Annotated in this window: 19 protein-coding genes; 3 read left to right on the forward strand and 16 right to left on the reverse strand. The window is 46.7% G+C overall.

Annotated features, from left to right (window positions below; translation table 11 throughout):
* Window positions 1-218: 218 nt before the first annotated feature.
* From ptsP to BK126_RS15640, 10 genes are all read right to left on the reverse strand, one after another.
* Window positions 219-1,931, reverse strand: a complete 1,713-nt coding sequence (gene ptsP / locus BK126_RS15595; RefSeq protein WP_076313441.1) for a phosphoenolpyruvate--protein phosphotransferase — start codon at window positions 1,929-1,931, stop codon at window positions 219-221.
* Window positions 1,924-2,199, reverse strand: coding sequence for an HPr family phosphocarrier protein (locus BK126_RS15600; RefSeq protein WP_076313442.1), 276 nt, complete (start codon window positions 2,197-2,199; stop codon window positions 1,924-1,926). The genes ptsP and BK126_RS15600 overlap by 8 nt, the downstream gene beginning before the upstream one ends.
* 216 nt (window positions 2,200-2,415) lie before the next feature.
* On the reverse strand, window positions 2,416-4,461 hold the full coding sequence (gene ptsG, locus BK126_RS15605) for a glucose-specific PTS transporter subunit IIBC (RefSeq protein ID WP_076313443.1): 2,046 nt from the start codon (window positions 4,459-4,461) through the stop codon (window positions 2,416-2,418).
* A 328-nt stretch (window positions 4,462-4,789) separates the two neighbouring features.
* Window positions 4,790-5,638, reverse strand: a complete 849-nt coding sequence (gene glcT / locus BK126_RS15610) for a glucose PTS transporter transcription antiterminator GlcT (protein ID WP_076313444.1) — start codon at window positions 5,636-5,638, stop codon at window positions 4,790-4,792.
* A 124-nt stretch (window positions 5,639-5,762) separates the two neighbouring features.
* Window positions 5,763-7,292 (reverse strand): flotillin lipid rafts scaffold protein FloT, encoded by a 1,530-nt coding sequence (locus BK126_RS15615; protein ID WP_076313565.1) that lies wholly within the window; start codon window positions 7,290-7,292, stop codon window positions 5,763-5,765.
* A gap of 45 nt (window positions 7,293-7,337) precedes the next feature.
* Complete coding sequence (locus BK126_RS15620; RefSeq protein WP_076313445.1) at window positions 7,338-7,859, reverse strand: NfeD family membrane protein; 522 nt, start codon at window positions 7,857-7,859, stop codon at window positions 7,338-7,340.
* A gap of 451 nt (window positions 7,860-8,310) precedes the next feature.
* Complete coding sequence (locus BK126_RS15625) at window positions 8,311-9,474, reverse strand: iron-containing alcohol dehydrogenase (protein WP_076313446.1); 1,164 nt, start codon at window positions 9,472-9,474, stop codon at window positions 8,311-8,313.
* 163 nt (window positions 9,475-9,637) lie between these two features.
* Window positions 9,638-11,242 carry a UDP-glucose--hexose-1-phosphate uridylyltransferase gene (locus BK126_RS15630; RefSeq protein WP_256209775.1) on the reverse strand — a complete coding sequence of 535 codons (1,605 nt, stop codon included), beginning with the start codon at window positions 11,240-11,242 and terminating at the stop codon, window positions 9,638-9,640.
* Window positions 11,243-11,255: 13 nt separating this feature from the next.
* Window positions 11,256-12,257 carry a UDP-glucose 4-epimerase GalE gene (gene galE, locus BK126_RS15635; RefSeq protein ID WP_076313448.1) on the reverse strand — a complete coding sequence of 334 codons (1,002 nt, stop codon included), beginning with the start codon at window positions 12,255-12,257 and terminating at the stop codon, window positions 11,256-11,258.
* A gap of 4 nt (window positions 12,258-12,261) precedes the next feature.
* On the reverse strand, window positions 12,262-13,440 hold the full coding sequence (locus BK126_RS15640) for a galactokinase (protein ID WP_076313449.1): 1,179 nt from the start codon (window positions 13,438-13,440) through the stop codon (window positions 12,262-12,264).
* 254 nt (window positions 13,441-13,694) lie between these two features.
* Here BK126_RS15640 and BK126_RS15645 point away from each other — a divergent pair, with 254 nt between their 5' ends.
* Window positions 13,695-14,564, forward strand: a complete 870-nt coding sequence (locus tag BK126_RS15645; protein ID WP_076313450.1) for an AraC family transcriptional regulator — start codon at window positions 13,695-13,697, stop codon at window positions 14,562-14,564.
* A 128-nt stretch (window positions 14,565-14,692) separates the two neighbouring features.
* On the opposite strand, the gene mgrA is transcribed toward BK126_RS15645, so the two are convergent.
* From mgrA to BK126_RS15670, 5 genes are all read right to left on the reverse strand, one after another.
* Complete coding sequence (gene mgrA, locus BK126_RS15650; protein WP_076313451.1) at window positions 14,693-15,691, reverse strand: L-glyceraldehyde 3-phosphate reductase; 999 nt, start codon at window positions 15,689-15,691, stop codon at window positions 14,693-14,695.
* A gap of 176 nt (window positions 15,692-15,867) precedes the next feature.
* Window positions 15,868-16,608: an NAD-dependent protein deacylase gene (locus BK126_RS15655; protein WP_076313452.1), complete on the reverse strand. Its 741-nt coding sequence runs from the start codon at window positions 16,606-16,608 to the stop codon at window positions 15,868-15,870.
* The gene (locus BK126_RS15660; RefSeq protein WP_256702864.1) at window positions 16,601-17,386 is read right to left on the reverse strand and encodes an HAD family hydrolase; all 786 of its coding nucleotides are present in this window, start codon (window positions 17,384-17,386) and stop codon (window positions 16,601-16,603) included. The genes BK126_RS15655 and BK126_RS15660 overlap by 8 nt, the downstream gene beginning before the upstream one ends.
* 64 nt (window positions 17,387-17,450) lie before the next feature.
* Entirely contained in the window at window positions 17,451-18,119 is a 669-nt protein-coding gene (locus tag BK126_RS15665) for a bifunctional 2-keto-4-hydroxyglutarate aldolase/2-keto-3-deoxy-6-phosphogluconate aldolase (RefSeq protein ID WP_076313453.1), read from the reverse strand.
* Window positions 18,120-18,191: 72 nt separating this feature from the next.
* Window positions 18,192-19,160 carry a sugar kinase gene (locus BK126_RS15670; protein WP_076313454.1) on the reverse strand — a complete coding sequence of 323 codons (969 nt, stop codon included), beginning with the start codon at window positions 19,158-19,160 and terminating at the stop codon, window positions 18,192-18,194.
* 277 nt (window positions 19,161-19,437) lie between these two features.
* Here BK126_RS15670 and BK126_RS15675 point away from each other — a divergent pair, with 277 nt between their 5' ends.
* Both BK126_RS15675 and ilvD read left to right on the forward strand, forming a co-directional pair.
* Window positions 19,438-19,692, forward strand: coding sequence for a KGG domain-containing protein (locus BK126_RS15675; RefSeq protein ID WP_076313455.1), 255 nt, complete (start codon window positions 19,438-19,440; stop codon window positions 19,690-19,692).
* A gap of 164 nt (window positions 19,693-19,856) precedes the next feature.
* A complete protein-coding gene (gene ilvD / locus BK126_RS15680; RefSeq protein ID WP_076313456.1) occupies window positions 19,857-21,545 on the forward strand; it encodes a dihydroxy-acid dehydratase in 1,689 nt (562 codons plus the stop codon).
* Between the two features lie 78 nt (window positions 21,546-21,623).
* Here ilvD and BK126_RS15685 read toward each other — a convergent pair whose 3' ends face one another.
* Window positions 21,624-23,060 carry a polysaccharide deacetylase family protein gene (locus BK126_RS15685; RefSeq protein WP_076313457.1) on the reverse strand — a complete coding sequence of 479 codons (1,437 nt, stop codon included), beginning with the start codon at window positions 23,058-23,060 and terminating at the stop codon, window positions 21,624-21,626.
* Window positions 23,061-23,180: the final 120 nt, after the last annotated feature.

Here is a 23,180-nt window from a genome sequence, read left to right on the forward strand (position 1 = left end):
GATCGATTTAAACCAAATTAGAGCATGGACACAGTAGATCTGGATTAAGCTATAAGGATGATATTAGATAAAAAAAACGGTATCCGCATGGAGCGAATACCGTGAAAGTGTTGGAAAAGATAAAGAATTAGAAATCAATTTCATAATACCTTTAGCTTAATGATCTATGAAATTGATTTAAAAAATAGAGATTTTAAAAATTTCGAAAAAAACAAAAATTACTGTTCGATGCTTTGAACAAGCTCTACTACCTGCTCAGCGGTCTGCATATCCAGTGCTTTTGCAGCAAGCTCTTTCATGTCTGCTTGAGACAGCTTCGTCAGCTGGCTGCGTGCAGGCAGAATTGAAGTTGCGCTCATGCTGAATTCATCCAGGCCAAGACCCAGAAGGAGCGGAATAGCGGTAGAGTCGCCCGCCATCTCTCCGCACATGCCAACCCAGCGTCCTTCGCGATGCGCTGCATCAATGACCATCTTGATCAAACGGAGAATGGATGGATTATACGGCTGGTACAGATAAGATACACGTTCATTCATCCGGTCAGCGGCCATTGTGTACTGGATCAGATCGTTTGTACCGATGCTGAAGAAGTCCACTTCCTTGGCAAATTGATCAGCAAGCACCGCAGTTGAAGGAATTTCAACCATGATTCCGAGCTGAATGCTGTCGGATACTTGAGTACCTTCAGCTGCAAGCTTTTCCTTCTCTTCGAGAAGAATCGCTTTTGCTTCACGGAATTCTCCTAGGGTTGCAATCATCGGGAACATAATCCGCAGGTTGCCATGTACACTCGCACGAAGCAAGGCACGAAGCTGTGTACGGAAAATGTCTTGACGATCCAGGCATAGACGAACCGCACGGAAGCCCAGGAATGGATTCATTTCTTTTGGAAGATCTAGATAAGGAAGCTCCTTGTCTCCACCAATGTCGAGCGTACGCACGACAACAGGTTTTCCTTCCATTTTCTCAAGAACGGTTTTGTAGGCGTTGTACTGTACATCTTCAGATGGCAGCTTGTCGCGTCCCATGTACAGGAATTCTGTACGATAGAGACCTACGCCTTCTCCGCCGTTCTCAAGCACACCCGCGACATCATTAGGAGTACCGATGTTTGCAGCAAGCTCAACATGCACGCCGTCTACCGTAACTGTAGGCTCGTCGCGCAGTTTTCTCCATTCTGCAACTTGTGCCGCATAAGCAGCCTGCTTGGATTTATATTCTTCCACAACGGAATCCTCTGGATTAATCAGTACATGTCCGTCCAAGCCGTCAACGATGATCAGATCACCATTCTTCGCTTGAGTCAGTACTTCCTTCGTTCCTACGACTGCAGGAATTTCGAGGGATCTGGCCATGATGGCGGAGTGAGAAGTACGACCACCGATATTAGTAGCAAAGCCAAGCACGTATTTACGGTTCAACTGTGCTGTATCGGATGGAGTCAAATCCTCAGCAAGTACGATCACTTCTTCACTGATCTCCGCCGGATTGACCACTTGTAATCCAAGCAAGTGACCAAGCACACGTTTTGTAACGTCGCGCATGTCAGCTGCACGTTCTTGAAGATATGCGCTCTTCATGTTTTCAAACATTTGAATGAATGTAGCAGCTGTTTCTTCAAGAGCGAATTCAGCGTTTACTTTTTCATCCGAAATTTTCGATTTAACAGGATCAATAAGTTCTGGGTCATTCAATATCAACAAGTGAGATTCAAAAATTTCTGCTTTTTTCTCACCCAATTCTTGCAAAGTACGTGCTTTGATTGCCTGGAGCTCGGCTTCGGATTTCTCCAAAGCCGCTTCCAGTTTAGCAATCTCCGCATCAACGTCGGTGATCGAGCGTTTTTCTACAGAGTAATCAGGGTGCTCCAAGATAAACGCCCGGGCAATGGCAATACCCGCCGAGGCAGCAATCCCGGAAACATTAGGCATGAACTTCGCCCAGCCCTTCGTTAACCATCACGTCTGTCAGCGCTTGAATCGCTTCTGCTTCTCCTTCGCCTTCAACGATGATGCTGATTGTGTCGCCTTTTTCAAGACCAAGGGAGAGAACACCCAGAATGGATTTCAATGTTACTTTTTTGCCTTTCGCTTCTGCAAAAGACTCAGCACCTTTAAATTTGTTCGCTGTGTTTACAAGTGCTGTTGCAGGGCGTGCATGGATTCCATCTTCGTCAGTAATTCTGAATGTTTGTTGCATAGTTTTCATCCCACTTTCGTCATTTTTAGTTGGTTGTGATTACGTCATATACGTATATTACCTGTTACACAGGAGTATCGAACCACAATAGACTGATTTTTCACAGAATCATGCTGCTGTTAAATGAGATGCAAGATCTAGCCAAACCTTAAATTTGAACTAGACCTTGCATGAGCTCTTTTACGGTGCTATACATTCAAACGTAAAAATCTCGTCTTATTTAATTGTTATGATTCCCTCTTCGCCTGCTTTCAGTACACCGGATTTGTTCAGCGTAACCGCGGAACCTTCCGGCAGGTTAGAGAAAATAATTGGTGAAATAATGGAAGGAGCATGCTCCTTAACATAATTCACGTCAACTTCCATGATCGGTTGACCTGCAGAGACGAGATCTCCTTCAGCAACCAGAACATTAAAGCCTTGGCCTTTCAGCTTCACCGTGTTAACACCAATGTGAACGAGTACTTCCTTGCCGCCGTCAGACATAATGCCGACCGCATGCTTGCTTGGGAATACATTGAATACTTTACCGTTCACTGGGGATACAATCGTTCCATCATGCGGTAGAATGGCGAATCCATCGCCTGTCATTTTCTCTGAAAATACAGGGTCTGGAACCTTCGTAATATCGAGAAGCTCACCGTTGACCGGCATAACGATCTGCTCGTTGATGATCGCTTCACCTGCTTCACCTTGTGCCTGTTCTTCTTCAGGTTTAGGCTCCTCAGCTGCTGGAGCTGGTGTACGCCCCTCAATGATGTCCTTCATTTGGGACTTGATCGTATCGGAACGTGTCCCGAAGATTGCTTGTACGTTGTTACCAACTTCAAGTACTCCAGAAGCACCAAGGTCTTTCAAACGGCCTTTATCAACGTTGCCCTTATCTTTAACCTCGATACGAAGTCTTGTGATACATGCATCCAAATGCTTGATGTTCTCTGAGCCACCAAAGGCTTTCAGGATGTGATGCGGGAGCTCGTCCTTCGATCCTGTATTGTTAGATCCCGTTTCAATGACTTTGTCCTCACGGCCCGGTGTTTTCAGATTGAATTTCTGAATAACGAAACGGAAACCGAAGTAGTAGATCACCGCAAATACAAGACCTACGACAATAACCAGCCACCAAGGCGTACGGTTTGGCAATACTCCGAACAGCATAAAGTCTATGAATCCGCCGGAGAACGTCATACCGATCTTAACGCCGAGGATCTGCATTACCATGAAGGACAAACCTGCAAATACCGCATGCACTGCGAACAGAAGTGGAGCTACAAACAGGAAGGAGAACTCAAGCGGCTCTGTAATACCTGTCAGGAACGCCGTCAGTGCACCAGATACCATCAAGGATCCGACCACTTTCTTGTTCTCAGGCTTCGCTGTGTGGTAGATCGCAAGTGCTGCAGCCGGAAGACCGAACATCATGAACGGATATTTACCTGTCGTAAATGTACCTGCTGTAAATTCTACACCATCACGAAGCTGAGCCATGAATATCTTCTGGTCACCACGGATGACTTGACCTGCTTGGTTTACATATTCTCCGAACTCGAACCAGAACGGCGAGTAGAAGATGTGATGTAAACCAAACGGGATAAGCGAGCGTTCGATCAAACCGAAGATAAATGCAGCTAGTGTTTCATTCTCACCAATCATGCTTCGAGAGATGAAGTTCATCGCTTCTTGAATTGGCGGCCAGATCAATGTCAGCAGCAGACCAATCAAGAGCGCCATTACCGCGGTGATAATCGGAACAAAACGTTTACCTGCAAAGAAGCCTAGGTAAGACGGAAGCTCGATTTTGAAGAAACGATTGTACATCGAGGCAGCCAAGACCCCGATTATGATACCACCGAACACGCCTGTCTGCAAAGTTGGGATACCGAGCACATTAGAATAACCGGCTCCTAATTCAGAAATATTCCCTGCATTTACGCCCATCACGGTACCCATCGTTACGTTCATAACGAGGTAACCGATAATTGCGGCGAGACCCGCAACGCCGTCTCCACCGGCAAGACCAATTGCTACGCCGACCGCGAACAGCAAGGACAGGTTATCAAAGACAATTTGTCCCGAGTTCATCATGACATTAGCAATGACTTGGATCCAGTGCGCCTCTAGAAAAGGCACATATTGTAGGAAGTCAGGGTTAACCAGAAGGTTCCCGATCCCGAGCAGGAGACCTGCCGCCGGCAAGATTGCAACCGGAAGCATGACTGCTTTACCGACACGCTGCAACACGCCGAAAAGCTTTTTGAACATGTGTTTCACTCCTTCAAGGAATATATGTGTTAGTTGATCTCGAACAACGCAAAAAAGGCATGAGCTTATAGAGCATGTATGCAACAACCTGTGGGTTATATTGCCCAATAATGGTCATTGCCAATCATACTTTAATCAACTCATGCCTGATCGAATCAGTAACACGTCATAAATATTAAGTTGTTATTTACTACGGTGAACATCATAGCACCAGAAAAAAAAGAATGCAAGCCTTTACAATCAAAAAATTATTTTAATTTCAAAATAATCTAAAAAACGCAAGATGTAGATGAAAACCCCATTGAGACTCGATATATTGATTAGAAGTTTATTCGTTTTGCTCCTTTTTTTGGGAAAGCCGCTGTAAATGCATTGTTAAATAACTCACCTCGGCAGCATACACAGGAAGATTAATCCTTCTTTCCATAATCTTCGTCAGCTTCCAAGCAAGCGAATACATCTCCGGATATTCTTGATTAAGAAGCGAATCCAGTTTATGAATTTCGGCTACTTCTTCCCCCCGTCTAATCCGTTCAATCGCAAATCTAAGATGGGTCACGAGCCTGGAATAATCGAGAGAATCCCGAGGAATTCGATAATCTAGCTTCTCCTCAACCAGACCAACCAAATCTGCGATGAGCTTCGAATGCTCTTGAACCTGTGAAATATTCTGATTCGTCATCGCACTGTAAATGTGAAGGGCTACAAATCCAATCTCTTCTTTGCCAAGATCGACGCCCAGGCGCTTCTCGATCAGCTCAATGGCATATTCAGCAAATTCATATTCCATGGGATACATATCTTTTGTCTCGTACAAAAAAGGATTATGCAATACGATGCCTTGCTCTTTGCGCTTCATCGCAAAGGCAATATGATCAGTCAGGGCAATATGGATATGTTCGTTGAGAGATACGTTACTCTTACTCGTAATATTTAAAATAATATCGTTAATCGTTTCTATTAACTTCTCACTAACACGAGGAACCAGCTGCTTGTATTGCTCCTGCTCCTCCTGTCTCGTTAATATAAACATTTTTTCTACTGCCTGCAGAGGAATTTGATCACCTGATTTGCGATTGAATCCAATCCCTTTGCTGATGATGACTACTTCTTCGTGTTCAGGGTGGGTCGCGATAATCACATTGTTATTCAACACTTTAGCTACCTTCAGGTTCACTTTTGCACCTCTTTTAGCCCCATAATTCGTAATTTCGGCATGTCGTATCTCAATAAGATACACCACGCTTAAGTTAACAAATTATGAGGCTAAGGTCAATATTTAACCGTTGGAAGTACTTAGACTAGATCGTTTCTTTGGTAGCAACCACTTCAGCCGGAATCTTCAAATGGTCTATTGCTGCCGGCTCCGAAGGAGCGGTTGGGATTGCCTTTTTGGTAAAGCCTTGAATGAGCTGCTCAACATCGATACCCGACACACTCTTCAGCATTTCAGGAGCTGTTGACATAAGCTCGGTCACGTAATTGCTGACTCTTGCAGCCCCTTCTCCCTTGCCTGTATCTACAACAGTAAGCTTGTCGATGGAGGAAATTGGCTGTGCGATACGCTCGGCAAGCTCAGGCAGCATTTTTACAATGATGTCGAGGACAGCCGCTTCGCCGAACTTCTGGAATGCTTCTGCCAGTTTCTCCTTCGCTTCCGCTTCTGCAAGCCCCCGCAGACGGATCACCTCTGCATCTGCTGTACCTTTTGCACGCTCGGCATCCGCGACAGCCTGACCCTCAAGACGCTTCTGTTCAGCTGTAGCCTTTGCTTGTGTTTCAATGGAATATTGCACGGCATCTGCTTCCCGCATTCTTTTGGCCTTGTCGGCTTCTGCCGCCTGCTCTACCGCATAACGATCTGCCTCGGCTTTTTTCTTCACTTCTGCATCATATTGCTTCTCACGTACCGTAATTTCTTTTTCCTGAAGATCAATTTCGCGCTCTTTGCGCACGAGCTCTACCTTCATCTGCTCTTCAACCATCGTCTGTCTCGCCCGGGCTTCCTGAATGTGATACGCTTGGTCAGCTTCGGCTTTGGCAGTATCTTGCTCTTTCTTAAAGGATGCGACCTTCAGCTCTTTTTCTTTAGCTGCTTCTGCGATATTCGTATCCCGCAGCAGCTCCGCCTTCTGCCCTTGTTCCTCTGCATTCGCTTTCTGGATTCTCGCATCTCGAACAGCTTCTGCCTCTGCAATCTCAGCATCCCGTTTCACCATGGCAATTCGGGGCTTACCGAGTGCATCAAGATATCCGTGCTTGTCGCGTACGTCTTTGATTGTAAAAGAAACGATGGTCAAGCCCATCTTCTTCAAATCTCTTGCCGCCACGCCTTGAACCTCTTGAGCAAATCGATCCCGGTTACGGTACACTTCCTCGACCGTCATTGAGCCGAGAATCGCACGCAGATGCCCTTCGAGCACTTCCTGTGCTTCGCTTTTTAGAGCTTCAATTGGTTTACCAATAAATTGTTCTGCCGCTGTAGCCACATCTTCGATGGAGCTGCCGACCTTGATGATGGCTACACCATCTGCAATAACCGGTACTCCTTGCTCCGTATACACTTCAGGGGTTGTTACATCGAGCTTATGAGATAGTAGCGATATGAACTCCGACTGCTGGAATACCGGCCATATAAAAGTACCCCCACCACGAACAATCTTTATTTCCCTTCCTGATTCATCACTGGATATATTTTTCCTTCCAAGAAAAGACCCGGTAACGATCATCGCTTCGTCTGGACCTACGGTCTTGTATCTCGCCCAGAAGGCAATCCCCAGGATTAAGATAACAACCACTACAATTGCGGGAATAAGTAAAGATTCTTGCATGAAATCTGGCATTCTCATCTCTCCTCTAAGTATAATGGGTTTTTACTACAGACTGTCTAGCTCCGCTACACGAAGCACGCCATCCGCAACCTCCACAACCACGACTCTGGTACCTGCCATAATCGGTTTGGCTTCGAAGCTGGAGGCTGTATGAAGGGTATTTCCACTTACGAGCTTAATCATCACTTCGCCATATCCCTTCTCTGGAACGGGAACGGTGATCTCGCCAATCTTTCCAGCAAGCTCTCGCATGGAAAAACCGGTCGACACCTCGCTGTTTCGTGCAGGCCTTATGTAAGCAAAAAACACAGTCAACGCTCCAAGTATGCCGAACAACAGGGATAGCAGCACATGTCCTGCTGTATTCAGCTCGGTATACTTCATCAGCAAAATACCTGCTCCCCCAAAGGTAGTGATGGCACTCGCAATGACTGTGGAATTCAAAAATTCTACCCCTGCCAGTTCAAATGATCCCTCAAGCAAACCATCAAACAGATCTCCGAACAAGACGCTAACAAGTGCAAATATGGCGCCCCCAATCAGGCAAGCCCAGTATAACGTCTCCATAGTTCACCTCCCTCAGATCTTAGATGCACATGTCAATATATACGTATGTATTAGGTAAATGTTTCAAAATTATGAAGAGGGAGCTAATTGAGGTGTGGATAAGGAAAGTGAGCATAGGATCAATAGCTGCGGGTGACGGATTGTTTCTCAGATCGCAAATTGCCTTTGGATTCTCTTGATCCTATCAAACATTCAAAGGTTAGAAGTCCAAAGACAAAAAGCGAACGCTTCGCTTCTTCTGTAACAATTCCGTCCTCCTTCGCTCGCCCATGCTCTCTTTAAATATCTGGACCCAGCTCAATTACCTCCCTGAATGGGAGGGTAAGCGGAAGGAGTGGCATGGGATTGTCGCTACGGTTGACGGATTGTTCCTCAGAACATTTTCTTATTGCATGCCAAACAGCCCTTTGCAATATTAAACAAGAGCAAAGGGCTGTTGGTTATGCTTTTTTTACAAGGATGCTTTATAGATTTCCACTACATCCTCGCGCTGTAATTTGTTGAAATTACCAAACGGTCCAAAACGCATCGCTTTATCCGCCATCACATCAATTTGACTCGCGTCAATATCATAGTCTGCCAGACGGTTTGGTGCGCCGATGCTTGTCCAGAATGAGCTCAGTGCATCGATTCCTTCAAGTGCAATCTGCTCATCGCTCTTGCCTTCCGGATTCACATCAAACACATTAATTGCAAGACGCTTAAATCGGGATACATCCACATGCAGGTTATGCTTCATCCAATTCGGGAACAGGATCGCAAGCCCTCCGCCATGCGGAATGTCATAAACGGCAGACACGGCGTGCTCAATATTGTGCGTAGCCCAATCGCCTGCAAGTCCCATGCTCAGTATATTGTTCAGCGCCATCGTACCACAGTACAGAATGGTTTCACGCAGCTCATAATTCTCTAGCTCGTTAATTAACTTAGGAGCCGTCTCGATCACTGTACGAAGGATTGTTTCACAAAAGCCCAATTGTACTGGAGTATTCGTATCCAGATGGAAGTAATGCTCCAATGTATGGGACATCATATCTACCATGCCATACACCGTTTGATCTTGAGGTACGGAGAAGGTATGTACCGGATCAAGAATTGAAAAGGCAGGGAATACTAGCGGACTTCCCCAGCCCAGCTTCTCCTGCGTTTCTTGATTCGTAATAACCGAGCCGCTGTTCATCTCTGAACCTGTTGCGGCCATCGTCAGCACTGTAGCCAGCGGCAATGCGGCTTCCGGCTTCGCCTTACGCTCTGCAAAGTCCCACATGCTGCCATCATATTTGGCACCGACGGCAATGGCTTTGGCACAGTCAATTACACTGCCGCCGCCAACAGCCAGAATCAGATCAATGTCGTGTTCTTTGCAAAGGTCTGCTCCTGCATGTACGGTAGACAGACGCGGATTAGGCTCAACACCAGCCAGTTCATGAACCTCAGCTCCGATTTCAGACAACAGCTGAATAACTTGGTCATAGAGACCATTGCGTTTTATACTGCCACCGCCGTAAACAAGCAGCACTTTGTTCCCGTATTTAGGGACTTCGGTTTTTAGAGCTGCAAGCTGACCTTTACCAAAAATCAGGCGTGTAGGATTATGAAATTGAAAAGCTCTCATTGTAAGATTCGCCTCCAAGCATACATTTTGATAGTGATACACTTCTTATTATAGGATCATTTGTTTCCAAAAAACAAACTTCCGCATCGTTCCTAAAAAAACAAAGCCCACCCCTAATCAAGGGACAGGCTTACATAGCAATTAAAAATAATGTTCTATTCCGTTATTCCGTGTAACCCAGATGCTGTACAAAGCGACGGAATGCTTTTTTACCAGCTTCATCTCGTTTGTAAACACCGGCGTGCTCGAGAATTTGAGCGAATTTATTGCCCGCCTCTTCTTGCACCCGGGCCACAGCTGCTTCCTTAGACAGCGCAGCACCGTACTTCTCAATCAGTGCGTGGATCCATTCTGTATGCTTGTGAAGGTCTGAAGCTTCATCGCCGACAGCTGATTTTAGAAGCTCATCATCACCTGTCAAAATATTAGCGATAAGATCCAATTCTTCTTTTAGTCGTCCCGGCAGAATCGCGAGGCCCATGACTTCGATCAGACCGATATTTTCTTTCTTCAGATGGTGCATTTGGCGATGAGGATGGAAAATTCCCTCCGGATACTCTTCACTTGTACGGTTATTGCGGAGAACGAGGTCCATCTCATATCCCCCGTCTGCCGCACGCCGTACAATCGGTGTTACGGTATTGTGAGGTATTTTCTGTCCATCCTGCTCTGTATGTGACAGAATATCTACTTCTGGATCACTGTATACCTTCCATGCCTCATAAATATCATTTGCCGCTTCAAGTAAGACCGCTTGATCCTTGGATGAGAGTCTCAGCACAGACATCGGCCATTTTACAAGACTGAGTGAAACGCCTGGAGCCGCATCATTATGGAATACAGCCTCCTGTACCGCGTTTTGAATCGCAAATGTATGTCTTCCACCTTGGAAATGATCATGCGTTAATATGCTTCCGCCCACGATGGGAAGATCTGCATTAGAACCGATGAAATAGTGAGGATATTGATCCACAAATCCAAGCAGGCGGCGCAGCGTATCCTTTGTCAGCTTCATTGGCACATGGTCATGATGGAACACGATACAGTGCTCGTTATAGTAAACATAAGGAGAGTATTGGAATAACCACTTCTCATCATTCAGCGTAAGCGGAATGGTTCTCAGGTTCTGACGTGCCGGGTGATTAATCCGGCCTCTGTAACCTACATTCTCACGGCAGAGCTGACATTTAGGATAAACAGGCGGCGGAAGCAGCTTAGCCATCGCAATTTCTTTTGGACTTTTTTCCGGCTTGGACAGGTTAATCGTAATCTCGATATCCCCATATTCCGTAGGCTGCTTCCAATACACGTTCTTCGAGATGCGATCCATTCGAATATAGTTGGAATCGATGGACAGTTCATAGAACCGGCTCGTTGCGGCCTCTATTCCCTTCTCTGCTTGAATCTCACGGAACTCCCGAATCACTTCGGAAGGACGAGCCATCACCAGTCCCATGATCTTCGCATCCAGCAAATCCCGATACGTATCCGTGTTCTCCGGAATAAGCCCGATCTCATAACCGTAATCAATCAGCACATCAATCAGCGGCTGTGGTCCAGACAGCTCAGATTCATCCAACGTACCTGCATAGGGCTCGTCAAGATCAAACAGACTGAGCAGCTGGTTACGGCTATAGTCATAATCCGCATCCTCGATCAGACGACGTCTTGCTGCAAACAATACCAATCGTTCAATGGCATGAAGCGCTTCCTGTGCAGCGGATGACTGCTTATTCTGTTTCTCTCCTGCATTCGTATTCACGTTCATCTCTGCCATTTACTTACTCCCCTTTTTGGTTAGTGCTGTACCCATCCGGATGGGACTGATGCCAGCTCCAAGCACTCGCAATGACCTTGTCCAGATCTGTATATTTCGGTTCCCAGCCAAGCACTGCCCGGGCTTTATCTGAAGAAGCAACCAATATCGCAGGGTCACCTGCACGGCGCGCTTCCATGACGACCGGAATGTCGAGGCCCGTTACTTTCTTCGCTGTTTCGATCACCTCTTTGACGCTGAAACCTTGACCGTTGCCGAGATTGAACACGTTACTCTCTTCACCCTTGCGCAGATAGTCCACAGCACGAAGGTGCGCATCGGCAAGATCACTTACGTGGATATAGTCACGAATACAGGTTCCGTCTTCCGTAGCATAGTCATCTCCAAAAATCGCAATATGCTTGCGCTGCTTCAAGGCAGTCTGAAGCACTAGAGGAATCAGATGGCTCTCCGGCTGGTGATCTTCACCGATCTTGCCGCTGTCATGGGCGCCGGCTGCATTAAAGTATCGAAGGGATACATACTTGATGCCAAGCACTTTATCAAACCAGGACATCATGCGCTCCATCATGAGCTTGGTCTCACCATATACATTGGTAGGCTCTGTGCGGTCGCTTTCCTCAATAGGTACTTTTTCAGGCTCACCGTACGTTGCCGCAGTGGATGAGAAGACAATTCGCTTAACGTCTGCATCCTTCATCGCCTCGAGCAGAGACAATGTGCCGAACACATTGTTGTCATAGTATTTTCCCGGATTCTGCATACTCTCGCCGACAAGGGAATTCGCTGCAAAATGGATGACTGCATCAATCTCGTTCTCGGAGAAGAGTCTTGCGAGAAGCTCCTTATCCCGAAGATCTCCCTCGTACAGCTTGCCGCCAAGAAGAGCCTCCCGGTGACCTGTCTGCAAATTATCAAGCACAACCACTTCCTCACCGCGCTCAAGCAGCGCGGCAACGGTATGAGAACCGATATAACCTGCTCCACCTGTTACTAGAATCGCCATTTTCTTACGCCTCCCCTTTCAATTCTTTAACGCCGTCGCCCACGCCGCATACATAGAAATCTCCAGTGAGTCCAGTCCGTTCCTTGTACGCTGCACCAACCTCCTGCACAAACCGATCCACATCGTTCTCATGCACAAGGGAGACGGTACATCCACCGAAGCCTGCACCTGTCATGCGGCTGCCGAGTGTACCTGGAATTTTGCGAGCCTCTTCAACCATCACGTCGAGCTCCTCACAGCTCACTTCGTAGAGATCGCGCAACGAATCATGAGAAGCATTCATCAGCTCCCCGAAAGCTTTGAGGTCCCCGCTGCTAAGTGCATCTACTGAGGCCAGCACACGAGCATTCTCTTCCACAACGTGCTTGGTCCGTTTCTTCAGAATTTCATCTCCCAAGGCTGACTCCAATTCGCTGTATTGTGCCGGAGTAAGCTCCGCCAGATAAGACAGTGAAGGCAGCTGCTCCTTTAGAATAGCAAGGGATTGATCACATTGCTGACGTCTCTCGTTGTAAGCTGAATCTACAAGACCGCGGCGTTTGTTCGTGTTGCCGATAATCAGTTTGTAATCTCCAGTACGGAATGGCACATGCTTGTATTCAAGTGTATCGCACATCAGCAGAATCGCATGGTCCTCTGCACCGTTCGCTACCGCAAACTGGTCCATAATGCCGCTGTTCACGCCTACATACTGGTTCTCAGCGCGCTGAGAGAGCAGTGATATTTCAACTGTGTCCACCTTGCCTCCTTCAAGCGTAAGCAGCGCGTATGCAGTTACTACTTCGATCGAAGCAGAGGAAGATAACCCTGCGCCGTTCGGAATCTCCCCATGGAACATCAGGTCGTAGCCCTTAGTGATGCTCGTGCCTGCCTTAATGATTTCTACCATTACACCGACAGGATAATCGATCCACTCGCCTGATTTTTCCTTGCCGATATCCTCCACCTTGATTACCGCTTCATGCGAAAGGTTGGTGGAATAAAAGTGGATCTCGTCATCCTGACGTTCGCGGATGATCAGCGTTGTTCCGAATTCAAGTGCGGCGGGGAGAACATAGCCTCCGTTATAATCGATATGCTCACCGATCAGGTTCACACGTCCTGGCGCGTTAAACACGCGGATTTCAGCAGAATTTTCACCATATTTTTCAATAAACTGTTGTTTGAGTTGTTGTACGTTCATTAACCTTCACCTCTTTGTAAAAGTTGTTTTAATCTTAATTAAAGTATACATGGAAGCGTTATTAACGGTAATGTATGCATGTGTTCAATCTATGGACAAATGTGACTACGGATAACTTGAATACATGGAAAACACTGGTTCCATTCATATGTACTCCCTGCTTTTTATGGTATACTAGTGACGTGATACCTATACTTTTACGTACAAATTATTGCTCTGCAGGTCCGCTTGCAGAAGAAAGGAATCCACAAATAATGCAGGATTCATATTCAGTAGCTTCCAATCCCGTCGATTACGAGAAAAGTCCGCTGCACGTCCTCTTCGTTGGCGAGAGCCAAACCAAACCGGGACATGCCCTCGGACCGAAAATATATGATTATTACCTTCTTCATTATGTGGAGTCAGGCAAAGGTGTTTTTCGTACAGAGAGCCGCACATACCACTTATCCGCAGGGCATATTTTTTTGATTCATCCTTCGGAGCTGGTCAGTTATGTATCCGACGAGGAGGAGCCCTGGCGCTATCGCTGGATGGCCTTTACGGGCAAGGAGGCCGATAAGCAGGTGAAGGACGCCGGGTTCAGTCTTGATCAGCCAGTGATTACAACCATGCAGGACAGTAAAATGTCGACACTCCTATCCACGATGCAAAATGCTTTCTTCGAGAAAAAAGAAAGTGCTCATCTCACCTCCATCGGCTGTTTATATCTGATCTTTGCTGAGGCCAAAGAAAGACTCGTACTAGAATCCGCAGTAGCCATGACCGATTCTCAGGTAGGCCGGACGGTGAAGCAGATGATTCAATACATGTCGACTCAGTATGCCCATCCGATCTCCATCGAACAAATGAGTGCAAGCTTGGGTTATAATCGCGCTTATTTGTCCCGTATTTTCAAAAAAGAAATCGGACTCTCGCCAGTCACGTATTTGCTGAAGCTGAGGATTGATAAGTCCAGACAGCTGCTTAGAGAACGGCCTGAGCTGTCAATTGAACAGATATCTGCCTCTGTCGGGCTGCCGGATGCCCTGTATTTCTCGAGACAATTCAAGCGGTTCTATAGACACTCCCCCAGCGCATATCGCAAACAGATGCAGGAGCGGTCTAATGGAACCTCTCCAGACTGAAGTCATGCGCATCCTTGAGCATATTCTACTTACTAAATAGTAAAAAGCCTGCCTATGAATTTGATCATAAGGCAGGCTTGTTCTTTTGTCACGATGGAAACCATAAATTAGGCTTGAGCCCTATTCCCCTAGCTGTCTTTACGCAGGATCGATTCAATGTCTGCTAATTCTTCGGGAGAGAAGTCAAGGTTGTTAAGAACCGCCACATTCTCTTCGATCTGGCTCGGACGGCTCGCTCCGATTAATGCAGAAGTCACTCTGCCTTCTCTAAGCACCCAAGCGAGTGCAAGCTGAGCAAGACTTTGACCGCGGGAGGCAGCCACCTGGTTTAAGGCACGCACTTTACGCAGTGTTTCTGGTGTGATCTGATTCTCATTCAAGAAGACAGAGCTGCTCTTCGCTCTGGAATCTTCAGGAACTCCATTCAGATACTTGCTCGTCAGAACCCCTTGCTCAAGCGGGCAAAAAGCAATGCTTCCCACCCCATTTTCCGTCAATACGTCTTGGAGTCCGTCTTCAATCCAGCGGTCCAGCATGGAATAACGAGGCTGGTGAATAAGCAGAGGAGTGCCCAGCTTATTCAGAATATGTACAGCTTCCTTCGTTTTTTCAGCTGAATAATTCGAGATTCCTACATACAATGCTTTGCCGGAACGAACGATATGATCAAGCGCCTGCATGGTCTCTTCCAGCGGAGTGTCTGGATCAAACCGGTGAGAATAGAAAATATCGACATAATCCAGCCCCATACGTTTTAAGCTCTGATCCAGGCTCGAGATCAAATATTTGCGTGACCCCCATTCACCATAAGGTCCCTGCCACATATGATAACCGGCCTTCGTTGAGATAATCAGCTCATCCCTGTAAGGCTTCAGATCTTGAGCGAGCACCTGTCCAAACATTTGTTCAGCAGACCCCGGTGGAGGTCCGTAATTGTTAGCCAGATCAAAATGAGTGATCCCCAGATCAAATGCTCGTCTAATCATATCTCTCCCATTCTCGAGAGAGTTGATTCCGCCAAAATTATGCCATAGTCCAAGTGAAATGGCTGGCAGTTTAAGTCCCGAGCGGCCAACCCGGTTATATTTCATTTCATCATAACGTCTATGATCAGGTACATATGCCATATCTCATCTTCCTCCTGTAATCAATCGAGTAAAGTCTATTCATTCATTTATTTATGATAGACCCAAAACTACAGCTTGACAAGAAAACGTTTACAGATAGTGTATATCATCTTGAGCCTCCGACAGCAAAAGAACCCTCTTTCGTTAAAAAAGAAAGAAAGGTTCATAACAAATGGTTATAATTTTGCGTTGACTTGGTCCAGTACAAGGCCAATGGGTTCGGTGATCAGCAGATCAGCCCTGCTGTCATAAGGTGTGGGTGTTGCATTCAGCAAGACGGTATGCTTGCCTTGAAAATAGGTCACGAGCTGTGCAGCAGGCTGAACGGTCAACGAGGTTCCTCCGATGATCATCAGATCAGCTTCGGACAGCGCATCCACAGCATGGTAGAGTGTCGCCTGATCAAGCGACTCACCGTACAGCACGACATCAGGCTTAATAATACCATTACATTTGCTACACTTAGGAACTAATGATTCAGATGCAAATATAGCATCAAGATCATAGAAATGGGAACAATCCATACAGTAGTTGCGATGAACCGACCCGTGAAGCTCATGTACCTTCCCGCAGCCTGCCGCCTGATGCAGTCCATCAATATTTTGAGTGATGACAGCCGACAGCTTCCCTTCCTTCTCCAGACGGGCAAGCAAACGGTGTGCACCGTTGGGCTTGGCATGAGGGTGAAGCATTTTGGAACGATAAAAATCATAGAAAATATCTGGATGCAGCATAAAGAAATCAATGCTTAGCAGCTCCTCAGGTGAGTAGGGAGAATGCTGCTCTGTCTGATAAATCCCGGCAGCAGAACGAAAATCTGGGATCCCACTCTCCGTCGATGTACCAGCTCCGCCAAAAAACACGATTTTCGTGCTCTCACGAATCCACGTTATTAATGGTTCAAACGCATCAGCCATTTTCTTGCCCTCCCTTCAGCAAAATTTGATCATAATGGGTAATCACGATATCGGCATGCTTCAAATAGGATGTATTTCCTGATGGGACAATGCCGATATTCAATTGAGTACCTGCGCTTCTTCCCATTTGCATATCTCCGTTACTGTCGCCAATGACAGCCAGCTGCTCAGGAGAAAGTCCAAGTGCTATACAAGCCGCATGCACACTTTCAGGATCGGGCTTGCTGCTCGTCACCCGGTCATATCCAATTATAACATCAAAATAGTCGAGAATATTCAGCCATTCAAGATGCAATGCAGCATTTGAAGTTGAATCTGCAGTCACTACACCCAGCAAGAGCCCCTGAGCCTTACAGCGATCCAGAAACGGAATCAGTCCGTCCAGTGGAATTGCATGATCCTTGCTTATCGAATCGCTGGCTCTGGCGCTAATTTCACGAATACAGGTTACTGCATCATTCCAAGGCATGCCGGCTGCATACAGCTGCCAGGCAAGCACTGCGGTAGACTCGCTTACCGTCGCGATTGCAAACGGTCCTTCGGCATCATAACCTGCCACCTTTCCTTGGGCATCATATCTGGTCCCCAGCACCTGCTCTCGTTGTCCAGTAAAGCTCTTCCCCATTCCAGCCAGCTGAGCTTCCAGTGCATCCAGCACATAATCTCCCCAAGGAGTCCACAATGCCTCTATGTCCAGAAGCGTGCCATCCTTATCAAATAAAATACCCGAAATATGCGCTTCCTTCTGTCCGACCTTCAATAGAGCGATTTGAATCACTTCCTCTTTCATGACTTAAAAAATCTGACCGAAAGCTCGGTCAGAATTCACAAGGTTTTTTCAACTATTTCTCTTGAACGGCCTTCCGGAATGCATCCATATACTGCTCGGCTTTGCGACGAACATGGGTCATATCGCCGGTCTTGACGGCCTCTGCTGTCAGATCTGAACCGATTCCGACGGCGACCGCTCCTCCCTTGATCCAGTCTCCCAGATTGCTTAATGACACTCCTCCGGTTGGCATAAAGTTCGCTTGCGGAAGCGGACCCTTCATCGTCTTAATAATGGAGGGATCATATACATTCCCTGGGAATAGCTTAACCACATCTACACCAAGCTCCAAGGCCGACTGAACCTCAGCTATCGTCATCACTCCCGGCAGAATAGGGACACGGTACAGATTACACAATTTGACGGTCTCCGGATTCAAGGCTGGGCCTACGATAAACTCCGACCCTGCCATAATCGCAGCACGTGCAGATTGCGGCTCCAGCACCGTCCCAGCCCCGATGATGGCAAACTCCTCTTCATTCGCTGCATTCCAGGAATACTTCTGGCTCAAACGTTCGATGGCCTGCAGCGCTCCAGGTACGGTCAGTGTGATCTCAATGACTTTGATACCGCCCGCAATCGCCTGCTCTGCCATCTGAACAACCTGTTCGGCCGAATCCGCACGAAGTACAGCAACGACGCCTTGTTCAAACATTTTATGTAACAGCTTTAGTTTTTTCATTGTTTTTAGCCCCTTCGTATGATTAATGAATGTATTACAATAACATGGAGATGAACGTCCTAATATAATTACTTACCGTTCTATGTGTTGAGCATTGCTGAGCTTGGCCTTAACCTCAGCCGCTGTCGGGAGCGCTTCCCAATCACCTACCGCTTGAACCATCAGACTTCCCGTGAGACTGCCGATGCCCGCTGCCTGGACAGGATTCAAGCCTTGCAAAATACCGGATAAAAAGCCTGCACCAAAGCCATCGCCTGCACCAACGGTATCTATAACTTGATCCGCCTTTACGAAGGGAACTTCTTCTACAGAGCCCCGCTGCAGTACATAGGTCACCTCCGGACCACCCTTAACAATGGAGACAGCATCCAGCTGTTTTAGTCGATCGAATATTTTATCCGTATTCTCTTCCTCATAGAGCATTTTTAGTTCATCCAGCCCCGGAAGAAAATAATCAGCCTCTTGTGCAAGGGACAGCAGGACAGGTCTAGCCTCTTGAAGTGTCCATAGCTTCAGCCGCAGGTTCGGATCAAAGCTAACAAGCACACCTGCCTGCTTAGCGATCCGAACGGCTTCAAGAAGCGTCTCTCTGCTGGATTCACTGATTGCTGCAGTAATACCTGTAACATGCAGAATTTTTGCTCGCGAAATGTAGTCAATATCAAGGTCTGAAGGCGTCATCTGGCTTGCAGCCGAAAATTTGCGATAATAATGTACAGATGATTTGCCCGGCACATTTTCTCTGATCATGAGTCCTGTAGGTTCACCTTCAATCAGTAGAGCACGGGAGACATCTACACCTTCGCCGCGAATAGCTTTATATATCATCTGACCCAGCGCATCGTTACCCAGTCTTCCAAACCAGCCTGCACGGTGACCTAGTCTCGCCAGACCAATTGCAACATTGCTCTCAGCGCCGCCAAAGGATTTGGACAATGTGCTCGCATATTCCAGTCCGCGTGTATCCTGTGCCGTAAACAAACCCATACTTTCACCGAACGTTATGACTTCAGGCGAAGAATATTCTGTTTGATTTCCCATACCAATCCCTCCCTCTCTCTTGTACCCTTCCCATTTCCATTTAGGTGCGCATACTTTCAAATTCGTTTACTTATTCCATTGTTATCATCCATGGAACCGTTGTCAATCTACAATTCATATGTTTTTTCCTCAAAATAAAACAGGCAATTACTCGACTTGGCTAAATTTGGTGACATATATCCAAAATTTTGAAATTTTATCCGTTTCATCTATTTTTGCTCGTGGTAAGTACAAGCATATCCTTAACACCATTTTAAGAAAGAGGAGTGATTCATCCATGGCACAATCGCTGAAAGGAAATCGCCCCAAGATGACCCGTGCAGAAGCTGGGCGCCTCGGAGGAGAGGCAACATCCAAAAAGTATGATCGATCCTTCTATCAAAAAATCGGACGTAAAGGCGGCGAGACCACATCAGAAAATCACAGCTCTGACTTTTATCAAGAAATTGGCAGCAAAGGCGGAAAGGCCACTGCTCGCTCTCATGATCGGAGCTTCTATCGAGAAATCGGACGTAAAGGAGGCCTTCGTTAGGTTTATAGCCCCCCACAAATCACCTTAAATTTGTAGAAATATGACGTGATCTGTGATAGACTCATTTAAATTAGATTCTTATTATTAGCTCTTTAAAGCAGCACAGGAACAGTGACTGTTCATCGTGCTAGTCCATATTTGATTCTTGGGGGGAAACAGACATCATGGCACCAAAAAAAATGCGTTCAGACATGATTAAAAAAGGTTTTGACAGAGCGCCGCATCGAAGCTTGCTTCGTGCAGCCGGGGTAAAAGAAGAGGATTTCGGCAAGCCATTTATCGCCGTATGTAACTCATACATCGATATTGTACCAGGTCATGTTCATCTTCAGGAATTCGGAAAGATTGTAAAAGAAGCTATTATTGAAGCTGGCGGGGTTCCATTTGAATTTAACACGATCGGTGTTGATGACGGGATCGCAATGGGACATATCGGTATGCGTTATTCGCTGCCAAGTCGTGATATCATTGCCGACTCCGTTGAAACGGTCGTATCCGCTCACTGGTTTGACGGTATGGTCTGCATTCCGAACTGTGACAAAATTACGCCAGGAATGCTGATGGGTGCTCTTCGTGTAAACATTCCGACCATCTTCGTCAGCGGCGGACCGATGAAAGCGGGCCGTGATAAGAACGGACGGGCTTTGTCGCTTACTTCTGTATTCGAAGGTGTCGGCGCTTATCAAGCCGGCAAGATCGATGATCAGAGCCTGCTCGAGCTTGAACAATTCGGCTGTCCGACTTGCGGGTCCTGCTCCGGTATGTTCACAGCGAACTCCATGAACTGTCTTGCTGAAGCACTAGGACTTGCACTGCCAGGCAATGGTACGATTCTGGCTGTTGCGCCTGAGCGCCGTGATTTTGTTCGCAAATCAGCCACTCAGCTGATGGAACTGATCAAGCTGGATCTGAAGCCGCGTGATATCGTAACACCAGAAGCAATTGACAATGCATTTGCCCTGGACATGGCGATGGGCGGTTCCACCAATACTGTGCTTCACACACTGGCTCTTGCTCATGAAGCCGGCATTGAATACCCAATTGAGCGTATCAATGAAGTCGCTAACCGCGTACCGCATTTGTCCAAGCTCGCTCCTGCTTCCGACTATCATATCGAGGATGTGCAGAATGCAGGCGGCGTAAGTGCCGTACTAAACGAGCTGCTCAAGAAGCCAGGCGCACTTCATGCAGAGAACATTACGGTTACCGGCAAAACTTTACGTGAGAACGTAGAGAATTCTCCAATCTTGGACGAGAATGTTATCCACAGACTGGATAATCCGCATTCCGAACGCGGAGGACTTGCCGTTCTTTTCGGTAATTTGGCTCCAGAAGGGTCCATTATCAAGGTTGGTGCCGTAGATCCATCTGTCGGCGGTTATCACAAAGGCCCTGCCATTTGCTTCAACTCTCAAGAAGAAGCTCTTGAAGGCATTGCCAACGGCAAAGTAAAAGAAGGCCATGTTGTCGTTATCCGATACGAAGGACCCAAGGGCGGACCAGGTATGCCAGAAATGCTTGCTCCAACTTCCCAAATCGTCGGTATGGGTCTTGGTGCCAAAGTCGGCTTGATCACGGACGGACGTTTCTCCGGTGCATCCAGAGGAATCAGTATCGGACATATTTCTCCGGAGGCTGCTGAAGGCGGACCGATTGCGTTTGTACACGATGGAGACATCATTGAGCTTGATCTGAATAATCGTAAGATCGAACTGCTTGTCAGTGAGGAAGAGATGGAACGTCGTCGTGCCGAAGAATGGACCGAGTTTGAACCCAAAGTAAAAACAGGCTATTTGGCTCGTTATTCCAAACTCGTTACCAACGCCAGCAACGGCGGTGTCCTGAAAATATAATTGCACATATAAATAAAAGGGATCCAATGCGTAAATGGCATTGGATCCCTTATTCTTTTTCCGATAATAAATAACCTGTTATGCCACAGGCGGAGTACGCGTTAAATCCGCATTGCCTGCTATAGAAATATCTTCTTCTTCTGAATAGGCAGTTTTAGCCGTGCTTCGTTGGTCAAATACAGATTCTTTTTTAGGCTTCAGTCCGTCACCGAAACGGTCAAATAAAATATCCATCGGCATCACGATCATTTTCGGAGTCATCTGCTGACTGCCTTCTCTTAATCTGCCTTGACCTTCCGGATGTATTACACTCAGCAGTATTTTTAAATACACTGACGTTGATGCTGCAAACAAACCACGCGGGAGATCCAGCACCGAGAATCCAAACTGTTCGGGTCCACGATTGATCATGCTGACCCCGTATAATGCCTTCGCATTAGCCACTTCCGGGTCGAGGGCTGCGATCTTCACGAGATCAGGCAGCTGCTTCTCCATGGTCCGAATCATACGGATTGCGAGATGAACAGAAGTTTTTGAAGAAGTTCCTAACTGGTACAGCTTTTTATTATCAAAATGAAGCTCTATGATGTCGTCCCCTTTTTGCAGGGAGTGACCATCCGGCAGCTCAATGGCTTTACCTTGATAAGGACGCACTCGATAATGCAAGAATGGATCTTGAGGCGTTATCGTCTTCAGCTTGGTAATCATATGGAATATCTGCTCCCAACCGAGCCATGCCCGAACCACTAAACGTTTAAAGCTAGACTGAATCTTCATAACTGCCTCCCTTCCCGCTATTTGCTGCTTAGCCGCGTAATGTTGAGATATCATATCATCAATCCGTATACTTTGAATATTTCGGTGACTAGCCTCTGACAGAACCCGATCCAGTGCAATGAGCATTTGAGCCGGTGCATGCCGATCTGCTCCTGGTGTCGTTCCACAATCATGAAGTACCATGACCTCGCCGCCTCGCAGCTTCTTCAGCATCCGCTCTGTCAGCCGATCTGCTCCAAGTCGTTCTCTCCAATCACCGAACATGCCAGACCATAATACAATGCGATGGTGATGCTTCTTGGAGAAATCAAATAAATTGGTAATTCCCCACGGTGGACGGTAATATAGTGCATGGGATCCAGTAATCTTATAAATGATGGAGCCGGTTCTTTCTATCTGCTGACGAACGACTTTGGGTGTCATCAGCCAATTGGTTTGATGTATATAATTGTGGATGCCGATAAGATGACCTTCAGCGTGCATTCTTCTTAACAGCTCGGGATTGCGCTCTGCATGTTCACCCACAACAAAAAAGGTGGCCTTGGCATTATGCTTCTTCAACAAATCAAGCAGCTGCGGCGTGTAGTCGGGATCCGGGCCATCATCGAAAGTTAATGCAAAATCCTTTAGATTCCTTCCGCGTCTGAATACTCGAAATCCGAATAAACGGCTGATCAAACTAGGTATAAATGCATAAAAAGATGTAATGTAAAAGAGCAACAGCAGCAAGTTCTGCATGACGGTATTCCTCACTTTTTTAGACTCGTAACGTGTGGTTGTAAGACGTACATTACAAAATCTTAAAAACAACACTAACTATTATTTTATCATATTGTGAATAAAATGAACCCTTGATTT

The sequence above is a fragment of the Paenibacillus sp. FSL H7-0326 genome, assembly GCF_001955535.1.
In the GTDB taxonomy this organism is placed as follows: domain Bacteria; phylum Bacillota; class Bacilli; order Paenibacillales; family Paenibacillaceae; genus Paenibacillus; species Paenibacillus shunpengii.